1 pseudogene is annotated in these 295 nt (G+C 54.9%); it reads left to right on the forward strand.

Features of this window, described 5'->3' with window-relative positions:
- A pseudogene (locus tag AK59_RS1000000125340) lies at positions 1-295 on the forward strand (IS4 family transposase); the annotation flags it as partial.

The raw sequence follows: 295 nt of genomic DNA on the forward strand, positions 1-295 counted from the left end.
CGATTAATTTCCTTGTTTCCATGGCCGTTGCCCTCACGCACGGTGCGGATCTGACCCTGACCAGCCTTGGTCGCACTCTTCCCGGCAGGGCGCATGTCAAAAATAAAATTAAACGTGTTGACCGTGCCCTGGGTAATACCGCCCTTCACCGGGACATTCCCCGTATTCAGCACCTGCTCACACATTCCATCACTTCCCTGATGCCCTTCTGTGTAATTGCTGTCGACTGGACCGGCTGGCATGACAGGAACTGGCATCTGCTGCGGGCAAGTCTGGTCTGTAATGGTCGCTCACT

Origin of the sequence: Enterobacter sp. T1-1, from assembly GCF_000710795.1 — a bacterium.
Classification (GTDB): Bacteria; Pseudomonadota; Gammaproteobacteria; order Enterobacterales; family Enterobacteriaceae; genus Enterobacter; species Enterobacter cloacae.